Origin of the sequence: Pseudacidovorax sp. (assembly GCF_017991995.1) — a bacterium.
Taxonomy (GTDB): Bacteria; Pseudomonadota; Gammaproteobacteria; order Burkholderiales; family Burkholderiaceae_C; genus Xenophilus.
The window spans coordinates 160,428-172,985 of record NZ_JAGOPN010000001.1; the positions used below are offsets into that span (position 1 = coordinate 160,428).

3 protein-coding genes are annotated in these 12,558 nt (G+C 64.7%); 2 read left to right on the forward strand and 1 reads right to left on the reverse strand.

Annotation, left to right across the window (positions count from 1 at the left end; translation table 11 throughout):
- Window positions 1-16 precede the first annotated feature (16 nt).
- Window positions 17-9,808: an RNaseH domain-containing protein gene (locus KBC94_RS00780; RefSeq protein ID WP_294365265.1), complete on the forward strand. Its 9,792-nt coding sequence runs from the start codon at window positions 17-19 to the stop codon at window positions 9,806-9,808.
- The gene (locus KBC94_RS00785) at window positions 9,805-10,962 is read left to right on the forward strand and encodes a hypothetical protein (RefSeq protein WP_294365267.1); all 1,158 of its coding nucleotides are present in this window, start codon (window positions 9,805-9,807) and stop codon (window positions 10,960-10,962) included. The genes KBC94_RS00780 and KBC94_RS00785 overlap by 4 nt, the downstream gene beginning before the upstream one ends.
- A gap of 676 nt (window positions 10,963-11,638) precedes the next feature.
- Here KBC94_RS00785 and KBC94_RS00790 read toward each other — a convergent pair.
- Complete coding sequence (locus tag KBC94_RS00790; protein ID WP_294365269.1) at window positions 11,639-12,532, reverse strand: LysR family transcriptional regulator; 894 nt, start codon at window positions 12,530-12,532, stop codon at window positions 11,639-11,641.
- Between the last annotated feature and the right edge of the window lie 26 nt (window positions 12,533-12,558).

The following is a 12,558-nucleotide window of genomic DNA, read 5'->3' on the forward strand; positions in this document are numbered from 1 at the left end:
CCCAGCGAGGACCCTTATGAGCGATACAACGACCTCTGAACAGAGCCAAAGCGCGGGGTCCCCCGTATGGCGCAAGTCGCCGGAGACCAAGGGCAGTGACCGGCCCGTCCTGCTTGGTGCGCGAATTCGGCCGGAATGGCTCGGGCAGAGCGTGTCGCTGCTTGCGGTTCGATTCGTTGGGCCACTCGGCACATCGCTGCAGGCTTTGCTGGAGGCAGCCAAGAGCAACGAGGAGAAGAACCTCCCAATCCTGCGCCTGCGTTCGGCCCTGATGGCAAAGTTTGAAGGCGTCGTGCGCCTGGACAAGCACCTTGGCCTCAAGAACCCGGGCAAGCCGGCGCTGGAGCTACGGTGGGCGTTCCCGGGTGACTCCAGCGACGCGGAGTGCGATGAGATCAAGCAGGAAGTTGTCGTAGTCCTGATGCGCTGGCATCTGGATGTCGTCGGGCCGTGGGCCGAGCACAACGGGCTGGGCGACGCCGCGGCGCAGCTGCGTGCGAGCATCGCTGCGGGCAACATCGACTTGCAGCACCGCAATCAGCCGCTTGTCGAGCGCAGTTCGACAGGACAGGTGTCCAAGCCCCAGTTTGACCTCATCGCCAAACACCTGGCCGAACGACTTGTCGGCGAAGAACTCTTCCCTGGCCTCGGCCCGTGCGAACTGGTCGCAGACGCCACATCGCTAGATGGCTCGGTCGAGCTCATCACGTGGCCGAACCAAGTGCCTGGACACAAGCCCTTGTTCTCAATGGCAGCACGGCTCTCGGTGGGAACCTGGCCGACGAGCAAGGAAATCCACCTGAAGGTCACACCGGTCAAGCGGGTGTGGGCCCAGAGAGTCCCTGGCCGCAAGCCCAATGCGCCTAGCACCGTCACTTGCTACATCTTCAGTCCTGAGATGCCCGTTCTGCCGGCCTGGATTCGGCGCGGAAAGGACGGCTGGGAGTTTGGCGACGAGTACATCCAGTATCGGATCGAGAGTGACCGCGCGCTGCCTGAAACGTTGGCCGACGCTGTTGCCAACCTCCTGCCCGACGAGAGCGGGTGGTGGGTCGGCCTGCCTGAGCTCACCACGCTATTTGACTACGTGCAGCAGCGCACCGTGTTCGAAAGCGACGAAGTCGACCTCTATGACGAGATCGTCGAGTTGCTGCCGGATGTGCTCGACCCCGCACTGCCTTGCCGCGTCCTTAAGATGCCTCGCGCCATGAACCAGGCCAAGAGTGAGGTGGCGCGACTACTGGTCACCGACGTAATGCCCTCTGATGCCGCCGAGCTCGGATGGGCTGGCGCAGCGCTGTCCGATGAAGTGGCGGCGGCCGGAGCCGGCGACGAGCAGGCAGACGGCGAAATGGCCGGCGACGATCCGGCCAAGGAGACCAAACGCCGCGAGAGGCTGGCCCGCCACCGCTCAGCCAACGAGGATGCGTTGGCCCGCATCCATGGCAGCAAGACGCCTTCGCTCTGGGTGTTTGTCGACGGCACCGACGAGCGCAAACTCATTGAGCGCAGCGCGCGGGCAATCTTTGGCGATCGGCTGCGCCTGGAGTTTTCGACACTGCCGCAAGGCGTGCACGGCCTGCGTGCCGACCTGGATGAGTCCGGAGAAAAAGGCATCCGGCGCTTCGATGCGAGAGTGAACCGGTGGGCTGGGATTGCCGACCGAGTGGCACAAGATGCCGACGGCGCGCGACACGTGCTCATCTGTGCACCTAAGGACGTCAATCAACGGCCCGAAGACCCCGTGAACTACTTTGCCGGGCTGCATGCGATGTGCAGCCGCGCGAAGGCTAACGTGCACCACCTCCTGCCCCTCGAAGTCGACAGGAAGTCGCAGCAGCCCGACGTCCAGCACTTCATTCACCGCGTGCAAAGCGCCTTGCTCGACGTCTTCATGGCGCATTCGGGCGTGGTGTTCGGCGTGCAGCAGTTTGTCACCGGCTGCCTGGGCGACGCAGCGCCGAAAGCGATCTACGGCATTCAGGTGGTGCGTTCGCAAGCGCGAGCCTTCACCCAGGAGCAGCCTGTCTGCCTGATCCTGTTCACCCGGCTCGACGTGACCTCCGGGGTGACCAGCGTGCGCTTCGTGTGCCGCAACAAGAACCGCACTCAACCTACCGAATGGGAGCCTCTCAACCAAGGCCTTCAGTGGCTGGGCAGTCAGCGCCAGCTGTCGGGGGATGAGCGCTGGGCTCGAGAGAACTTTGCTGACGCTACCCGCAAAATGCTCGGCCACATCGGCGAGGAGGACCCGCGTGCCATCGTGCTGGTGGACTGGTCGACGGTGGCCGGTTTGTGGAAAGAGCTCACCGACGAATCGTTGACCTCGGGCAACGGCCGCGGAGTCGTGCTCGATGACGCCGAATTTAGGACATGCTTTGCGTCGATGACCTTCCTGCGCCTGCGCAGCGATCGCAACGCGACGATGGTGATGCGGTGGGTTAACACGACCGCGTTTGAGGAGTGGCGCGCCGAGCCGCAGCTCGAGCCTACCCGACAGACCACCGAGGAGCAGTACGCCACAACCTACAAGACGATCGTCGAGCTTGACGAGTCCGCCGGCCCGCGCCTCCACCCGCACTACCTGATGGTGATGGGCTACCGGAGCACGGTGCAGACCAAGCGTGGGATGTCCTGCTATCGCCCGATGTGGCGCATGAGCAGGAATGCCTCCGGCTGGTACGAGCGGCGCACGCTTCCCGTGGCCAAGGACAACGCCGCGCTGCCGAGTGGGCTGGAAGTCACTGTGCTCCAGGCGCCGTCCGACGTCCAGCCGGACAACCTCGCCCGACTCGTGATGGGCCTGCGGCTGGGCTACGCCCACTACGACGACTGGACTGCGTTGCCCGCGCCGCTGTTCTTCGTGTCGAAGGTCCGCGACTACATCATCCGATATCCGGAAGCGCCCGAAGCAGAAGCCGAGGAGCCCTTGCCCGCCGCTCCCGACACCCCGGACCGCGCGCGCCAGGACGCGCCGAGGACCGACGCGAACGCCAGCCGCTCGGCGGAGCTTCGAAGCGAACTGGTGGCCGAGGTACTGGAAGCCCTCCCAGACCTCAAGGCTGCGGCTCGGTGCACTCCTGACCGCCTCGCGCTTGAAGTAGCGCAGGCCGAAGCCGCGGTCATCGCCGACGCCACACTAACCGGAGCGATCAGCGCCGCTACACCGGCCATGAAACAGGCCGAGCCTCCACCCGAATCATTGGAAGATCCTGCGCTGGACCGCGCCCTCAAGGCTGCATTCGCCGCGCCGGAGCTGTACTCGCGAAAGTCTGGCGCTGTCGGCAAGAAGCTCTACGAGGACATGCTGCTAGGCAAGGTGCACGTGCGTGTGGAGCCACCCTGGTTCGTCACACGCGAGAGCATCCTTCCGTCTAGAGCCTGGCCGACGGACAAGCGTGCCATTGGGCGCTACTGGCGACAGCTCAGGGAGTTTCACATCAAACTGCGGCTGGAGCGGGGTGAAGCACCGAGTGTGGCTACGTTCCCTGAATGGGTGCTCAAGCGCCTGGGGATTCCGCAGTCGCACTACGCGCTGGACATCGCGGGGGTGTTTCCGTCGTCGGAGAAGATCTTCTTCCATCCCATCAACGAGGCCTACGACGAGTTCCTGGACGACACCGACTCGGAGCAAGGTGACCCGGCGCGTGGCAAGTTCTGGCAGGAGATGCCGCAGTTCGTTCGCTGGCTCTGCAAGAACGGCGACGACGAGGTGCTGGGCTGGGTGTTCTGCCTTTTGGCGCACTACCCGTACCGAGACGTCGTGCCCAACACGCTTGCGGCGACAGACCCCATCGCGTTGGGGCCCCATGCGCGAGCAGCGCTCCAGTACATGATCGACTGCTACGAGGTCTGTCGGAAGGCCTTCGACGAGAGGTCGAGTGCCGAACGCAAGGTCGGCGTCCACGTGGTCCATGCTGCATCCCGGCCCAACGCGGAACTGGTGGTGAGCCAGGAGTTCGCGCCGGCCATCGGGGTGAGGGAGACTTCGTCGCCGTTTGTTCTGGCGCCTGTACCCAGCTTTCCGGTCGAACGCTTCTCGGCACCCTCGGAGCTCGAGAAGGCACCAATCGCCCAAGCGGTCGCCGCGATGGCATTGGCCCCGGTTCTGCGCAGTGAGCGGGCGACACCTGCACATGTTCCCACGATTCCACCCGCCCCTTACGACCTGCCGTGGCCCGCGCCCGGCAACCCCGACTTCGACGCCCTATACGACGCTCATGCGCAACGACTGGCGCAATTGAGGCAGCAGCATGACGAGATCCTTGCTGTCCGTGCTGCCGAGCTGCAGCTGAAGGAAGCTGAGGCGGCGCAACGGGCTGCTGAAGAAGCGGCGCTCGCCGCCCAGCGGGCGGCACTGGCCGCCCGGCTCGACGCACTCGACCAGGAGGCGCGAGCGCTGGCCCGGGCCGTCGTGACGGACCTGGAGGTGGGTACATGGCACGCGGTAGACGTCCGGCAAGTACTGGGCCCGCATCCGAGTGACGCAGACCTGGACGCCATCGGTGTGCAGTTGGCGACTGTGCGTCAGGCCCTAGATGAGGCGGCAGCGGCGGACGCCGAGCTCACCAAGGTCGACTCGGGCCAGTTTGAAGGTGCGCAATTGCTCGCGGCCAAGGAACTGCGCATGCGCAAGGCCACGCTGCTGCAAGTTGCGGCGCAGCGCGCCTCCAACGCCGACGATGCACTCGAGCAAGCACTGGTCGATTGCCGGCTTTTCACTTCAGGGGAGATGAACGAGACAGCTGGCCTCGCCAGCGAACCACCTGTAGCCGAGCACGAACCGGCCGTCCATCCGACACCAGTCCCCCTACCGGCGCCCGCCGACCTGACTTCAGCAGACGATGTCGTGCCGGCCCATCAAGCGCAGCCGACTCAGCCCGTCGTAACGACTCCGGCCACGCCAGAACGACAACTGGCCACCCCCGCTGCGGCCCCGGTACCTGCGGCTACACCGATCCCGACGCCCGCGGTGGCGCCGTTGGAGAGTTCCGGCCCCGACCAGGCGCCGCCGCTCGCGCGTTCCGGCGACGAACGAGCACCGCTGACCGCAGCGGCCGTCACGGCCGAGGTGTTCGAGGAGGTTGAGGAAGAGGATGAACCGCCGGATCCACCGACCGTGGGTCCTGTCACCCTTCTCGAGCCGGCTCAGAGCACGTTGCTGGCGTGTCTGCAGGCGAACCGCCTGGCGCTGGCTCAGGTCGCCGCCAATGCGCTGACCGAGATGATGGCGGGCCCGGCGCCGCGTTTGTGGCACGCCGCCGTAGCCGGTATCCGAGCCACCTACCAGAGGCAGCCCGTCGATCCAGCCACTCTTGCGGCCCTTGACGGGTGGCTGGCCGAGCAGACGGCAGACCACGCGGCAGCAAACACATTCGCTGACCACCTGGGGGTACTCGGCGCGAGCCTGCTGCCCATGCTACTGGAAGGCCACGATCGCGGCATCCGATGGGCGGTCATCCAATATCTGCGACCGCGTCTGCAGCAGCATCCGGACTTGCACGACATCGTCGAGCGGATTGCGTCACTCGAGTCTATCCACTTGGTCGTCACACCGGAGATGATGTCGGCAGCACGCGTCGGGCTGCACCAGGCGCTCGAGGACGGTGTTCGCCGCATGCGACAGCGCGCGGCCAACTGGGCAAGCGACGCTTCCCTGGTCACCAATTGGACGGCAGGGGACTACATCGAGTTGCACGCCGCGATGTGCTCGGAAAAGCGAGGCTTCGCGACCGGCGAGTGCGTCGCCCGTATCGCACGAGGCCAGGACGCCCGTGCCCGCGAACTTCTGCCTGAGGTTCTGAAGCTGGCCGACAAGGGCCTGTCCACGATATCGGACCTGCGCAAGCGCATTGGCCGCAGGAAGCCCATCGAGGGCGTCGGCCGGGACTACCTCGTCAACAACCTCAAAGCGACGGCGCAGTTCGTGCAGGAGTACTTCGAGCAGCTCGATCGACTCGAAAGCAGCAAGCAGGATAGCCTGCCGCCCAAGCACAAGGACTTCCTGCAAGGGCTGTTCCGGGAGCTCCAGGTTGCCCAGGCCTACGTGAAAGCGCTCGAACTGGACGAAGGGACGCCGGCGGTTCATCGAGCCGTCCTGCTTTGCGCGCTTGACCGGGCACTGGCGTTGATGAGCCAGGCCGAAGACACCGAGGCGGTGTCGGAGGAGGACCAGCTCCTTCTGCTCGAGCATCCGCTGGGCCGGGACCTGCAGCCCACGTTGTCCTGGCGCCCGACCGACGACCCGGCAACCCGTGTACCGGTGGGTGACCTCGCGGCGCTCGTTGCTGCTATGGCTCGCGCCGAGCGCGACCTGCGCCCGCGCATGGGCGCGACGAGCACCGACGAACTCCCTGTGTTGCTGTTGGGCGCGGCGAAGGCTCACCGCGCCGCCGAGAGGCTCCTGCCTGCGCGCCTCATCGAGGAGCGGCTGAGCAAGCTCGCGAAGTCCTTGCTCCCGGGACTGGTTGCGGACAATGAGACCGCCCAGCGCGAGGCGCGGTCAAAGCTCAGCGCAGACCTGCAGGAGGCCAAGCAGCGGGTCACCAATGCGATGTCACTGAACGCATTGCCTCAGGCCGAGGCCAGTCGCATGCTCAAGGTCATCGAGTCGCTCGTGAGGTCGAACTCGACCCAGGATATCGGGTCGCCGGCGAAGACGTCGGCCGTGTATGCAGACTACCCGCAAGCACGGGCGGTCCTCCAGCACATGGTGCTCACGCCGCTGGACACCAAGATCCAGCAGAGCAGGGCCCAGCTCGAGCGCGAAATCGACGAGCTCGTGAAGGAGCGCAAGGAGCGCAATCTGGAGCCCCTCGAGATGCGGCAGTTTGAGCAGAAGGCACAGCTGATCCGCGCAAGGCTCGCAACGGGGACGGCCCTTAGCGTGCGCGTGGCTCGAAACGAGTTCCTGTTGCTGCGCGAGGACAAGCTGCCGCTTCTGAAGTTCGAGGAACGGACAGCCAGTCACCGCTTCGACGAGTTCAGGGCTCAGGTCCGCAAGGTCACCCAGGGCCACCGTCCGCTCGAAGGGTTGCACGACATTCTCCGAGGGGTCGCGCCAGTGCCTGCGGGCGCGCCGGAGTGGCTGACTTCGATGGGCAATCCCGAGCGTGCCGAGGGGGCCGAATTCATCGCGAGCTGGGTCAGCGTCTTCAAGGGTCGGCCGCGCGGCGAGTTTGCCGACGCGCTGCAGAGCTTCTTCGGTGCCGCAGGCGTGACCCAGAAGCCGACGGTCGTGCAGCGCAACGAGGGCAAGTTCTTCTTCGAGGGCAAACCCTTCGCGGGGCTGGCTGCATCTGGGTTTGGGGTGTTCATCCCGCCTGCGCTCGGGTCCGACGCGACTCACATCGAAGGCGTCGTGGTTCCTCAGCCGGCCAGTATCGGGCAGCTCAGCCAATCCTTGGCCCAGTTGCCGCCACTGACGCCAAGCTTCATGCTCAGCCGTCAAAACCTGACGCTCCAGCAGCGCGCGCAACTCGGTCACGAGCAGCCAGTGCTGCTGGTCGATGACGACCTGGTGGCCTACATGGCGGTTCATGCCGCCACACGGCTGGCCAAGCTGATGGAAGTGTGCCTGCTGTCGTTCTCCACGAACCCTTATGCGGACTATGGCGCCAGGCCTGTGCCGCCAGAGATGTTCTTCGGGCGCAAGGGCGAGCTACGCATGCTGCGTGAGGTGCCATCGGCGGCGGTCCTGTACGGTGGCCGCCGGCTCGGCAAGTCGTCACTGCTCAACCAGATCTTGGAAGAGTCCAAGAGCCATGTCCGCTTGGTGTCGGGCGCGGTGGGCAGCGGCGAGATGGCCATCTACGTGCCACTGGACAGCGGCAAGGACCCCGCCGGCTTCAGCCAGAACTACAGGCTGTTCAGCTGGAAGGCCATACACAAGGCAATGGTGACCGCGGGGTTCCTGAGCCAGTCTCCCGACGAACTGACAACGGACCAGGCAGTGCGCGACCGCATTCACGACGAGATCATGGCCGGTCGCGCGGCGACGAATGCCTGCTACCTGCTCATCGACGAAGCGGATGATGTCATGCGCGAGGACCTGCAGGGCAACGCGCCGTTTCTCGCCAATCTGCAGAACCTGAGCGAGACCGTGCTGAGCCGCTGCAGACTGCGCTATGTGATTGCCGGGCTGCACAACCTCACCCGCATGACCACCGGCGGCAACACGGCCTTGGGCAAGGCCACGTCGATCGCCCTGCAGCCGTTCTCGTCGGATACCGACATCCTCAACGGCATCGACCTCATCACCAAGCCACTGGCATCCCTCGGGTTTCACTTCGGCAAGGGTGACGAGAGCCTGCCAATGCGCATCATGGCCGTGTGCAACTTCTACCCGGCCTTCATCCAGCTGTACTGTCGCAACCTCGTGCGCCGCCTGTACAACAAGCGCGGCGGCAAGGAGCTGCCGACGATGATCGGCATCGCCGATCTCGACGCAGTGGAGCGCGACCAGGACTTCCTTCGCGAGATCCAAGAGAAGTTCGGCCTGAACCTCAACCTCGACAAGCGTTACAAGGCCATTGCGCTCATCCTGGCCGAGTATTCCTATGCGGAGCCTGCAGGCGGCGTCTTCACCGGCCTCACGGCCACCGAGATTCGTGACCACTGTGTCGCCTACGCCCCCGAGCATTTCAAGACCACGGCGCCAGGTGCGTACGAGGCGCTGCTCGACGAGATGGAGAAGCTCACCGTTCTCGAACGCAATGGGTCACGCTTCCAGTTGCGCACGCCCGACATCGCGACGATGTTGGGCGACAAGGACCAGGTCGCCCACCTCCTCATCGAACTGGCACGCGAGAAGCCGACCGATGAACGCTCGCGTGGCGAGGCCCGCCTTTTGGTTCGCAACAAACGCGACACCAAGACCTTCCCTGCCCCAAGTGCGTGGGTGCGCAACTATTTGCAGGGCGATGCCAGCGAACTGGTGGTGTTCGTGGGTAACATCCTCAGCGGCATCGCCACGTTCGATCGGCTGCGCGAGACCTGGGATGTAGGCCAAGAGGAAGCCACCATCGAAGGTAGAACCTTCAACAGCCCTGACGAAGCGCGAACCTGGATCAACAGGGAGCGCAAGAAGCCAAGCGCGGCCCGTTCCAGGCTGATTGCAGTGGTGTCACGAGGCTGGCGCCTCGACCAGCTCGAAACCTATGCCGGGGTTGCGCAAACCTTTGGCAAGCAATCCGGGCAGTCAGACCCATCCCTGCGAGTGCGGCCCACCACCATGCGCCAGTTGCTGGTGGCGGGCCCTGAACAGGCTCTTGCGCTCGCCGAGAGACTGGCAGACGCGAGCAAGCCATTACCGCGCAACGTCGTGGTCGAGCCGATTCCGGCTTGGAGTGACGACGCGGTCTACTTCCGGCTCGACCGGTTGGAGAACCAGGCCGTTCGCGACAACGCCGAAGCACGCCAGGCTCTTTTGCGCGCGAGTTGCGGCTTCGGGGATGAGCTTGAGAGGATCTGTGGTGCCTCGATGACGGTCGAGGAAGCTCTTCAGCAGCCCGAGGAATCGCGCAAGCGACTGGCATCGGACCTCGACTCGTTCTACGCCAAGGTTGGGCTGCCCTCGAGGATTTCCGAGCCGACCCGTGCCCGGCTGGAAGACCTCCTGCTCCTCATGCACGGCGAGATGCGCGGTGAGTCCAAAGAACTTGAGCAGTTGGAGGGACTAGGCCTGAGTTCCGCACACTTTCTCTTTGCGCAGTGGATGGGGCTGATCCAGCCCGCCGCGGACGGGTCGTGGGAAGTTCCCGCGCTGTACCTGGACCTCATCGATGCACGGTCAGGCACCGCCGCATGAGCACCCCCAACCCAACTGCGCTCTCCGTTGCGTTGTACTGGTCGCTGCCCGGCCCGAGCCGCTTCACCTCGGAACTCGCGCACAGCCTCGATTCGACCGCTGTCCTCGTCATCCGCATCGACTCGTCGCACGTCACGGGCATTCGCCATGCCTTGCGTGAGGCGCTGACGAGCGCATGCCCTGCGCCCGAACGGGTCGAGTTCGTCGAACTGGATGAAGGCTCGCACCTGGAGTCAGATGTTGGACACCACTTCGGCCGCGCAACGGTCTCCGCACTCGAGCTGGCCCGCTGGTCGGCGCCGCCTCGGACCACCATCGTCCTTACGCCAAGGACCGCCCGTGCACGCGAGCGCTGCCGAGCGTATCTGGAGGAGTACGCCTACGAGCTCATTCCCGGCCAGAAGTGCACCACTCGGCTTGTGCTTGTTTGGCACTCCAGCGACGACGCATTGACGCCAAAGGTCGGACAAAGGGTGAGCTTCGACGGGGCGCTGTCACCCGACGAAATGCATGCCTACGTCTCTCTGCGCATGCTCGGGCAACGCGGGCCAGGCACCACGTCGCTGTCGCGCCACCTGGTGACGGAGTTTGCCGGCCCTGATGCATTGCTCGCAGAGGAGCTGATGAGGCTGCGGCACGAAGAGCTGCTTCGGCTTCCCAACAGCCTTTCGCTAGTCAGCTCCCTGGTGGGCCCTGATGCAGGCACCGCTACTCTGCGGGACTGGGAGGTGTCTCGTTCTCCGGGGCCCGAAGCAAAGGCGGCCCGCAATCGAATTGACAGCATGTACTGGCGAGCGTGCGTCCGATCGCTCCTGCCGTGGCTGGAAGAGCGCCGACGGCCGATCATCGAACGGCTACGGCTGACGCTAGAGGACTACCTCTACCCGACCGGCGGGGTGTGGAAAAAACCCAACCCCTGGCAACAGCACAAGTCGGTTGACATCAGGATCGACGACCTTGAGTTCAACGACGTCGTGGCGATGTCTCACTATCCGGCTGACCCCTTGGCGCCCGTTGACGCTGAGGCGCAGCGCTTGGTTACAGCGTGCAAATTTGCCAAGCGAGTCCGGGACGCGCTGGCGCACTTGCGATCACCAACGGTTGAAGACATCGAGGGGATGGTGCGCACGTTTGACGAGATCCTGGCCGATTGAAGCGGAAATTGGATGCCGGGAGCGATTGTGGGGTTGGTTCCAGAGGTGGTTTGGCGGCAGTATCGGGGCCCTACGGCGTGAGCTCGGATGCGCCGGCCGCGGTCGGCGCGCTGCTTCCCCTCTGTCCATTGAGTTGGTCGCAGCTTTCCGACTCACCGATTTCTTCGGTGGCGGCGAGCGTCCTATCGTGTTGCGGGTTGACCATCCCATGCTTGGCCTGCCGAGGTGGCTGGCGGCGGACACAATATCAGCCTTTACGTCTCACATTGGATGAGTTTGCCGAGCCGCAGAAACCTACGGTGAGTCGGTCGCCAGTAGCCCACCCGAACGACTGCTTCACTGCGGCCAATATCGCAAGTCGGATGTCCGGTGTGGGTCGTCAGCGGCCGCTTGATTGCAACCGCTCAGTGCCAGCAACCGCTGCAAAGTAGACGTTCGCGCACGCTCGTCGCGTAACTGCAGGGGCCCAAAGCGGTACTTGCGCCTTAAGTTGAAGCAGACCTACGGTTTGACCGCGGGCAAGAGCGACGGCAAGAATCAATGGTGTGGACAGGCCGTGGTTCGTCGTAGGGGAATCCCGGGCTCACCCACTGTGCATTGCTAGTTCTTCACTGCAGATCGATGACCCTCCGAGGCGCGCCGGTGCCGACGTCTCAAAAACTGAGGCCACGCAAGTTCACGGGCGCTTCGCGCATATGCGCTCCCACAGTTGACCGACCACCGCGCGCATATTTGCCCTGGCGCGAAAAGCCACGATGCTCACATCGATATCCCACGCTCCGTCGCCGACTGGCACCAGCCCGGCGAGCCGGCCGGAGACGAAGGAGCTGTCGGGCAGCCACGCGATGCCCATGCCGTGCAGCGCGAGATCGCCGAGCACGTCTGTCATCTCGGCCTCGAAAGCGCGATAGCCCACTAGGCGCTGCGACGACTGCTCGATGGCCGAATCGACCACGCGCGCAAAGTAGCCACTGGGCGCATACATAAGCAGCGGCACTTGCTGCGCGGTCGTGCCCGGCAGCACGAGTCGGCCGGAGTCCATCAAAGCACGGGACGCATAGGGCCGTACCTTCTCCACACCCAGCTCGTGCCGCTCGAAGCGCGCCATGTCCAGCTGTATCGGATGCGCCGCCTGGTGAAAGCCGATCAGCAGGTCCGCCGATCCGGCATTGAATGCCGACGCGGTGTCGTGCACATTCCCTACTTCCAGGCTGCAGGTGATGCCGCCGTCGCCCGACCATTCGCGCCACCAGTCTGGCAGCCGCGTGCCGGCAAGCGCGTAGGTGAGCGCGATGCGCACGTGGTTGCGCGAGGGCGCGTCGCCGACCTCCGCGCGCGCGTCGGCGATCTGGTCGAGCAACCCCGTTGCCACCGTGCGAAAACGCTCGCCCGCAGGCGTGAGCCGAGTAGGGAAGGCTGCACGGTCGATCAGCTTCGCGCCCACCCATTGCTCGAGGGCTTGGATGCGGCGGCTGAACGCCGCCTGCGACACGTTGCGCATCTCTGCCGCGCGCGTGAAGTTTCGTACCTCCGCCAGTGTGACGAAGTCCTGAAACCACCGGGTATCCATAGTGCGGTTTGCTCCTTTGCGTGCAC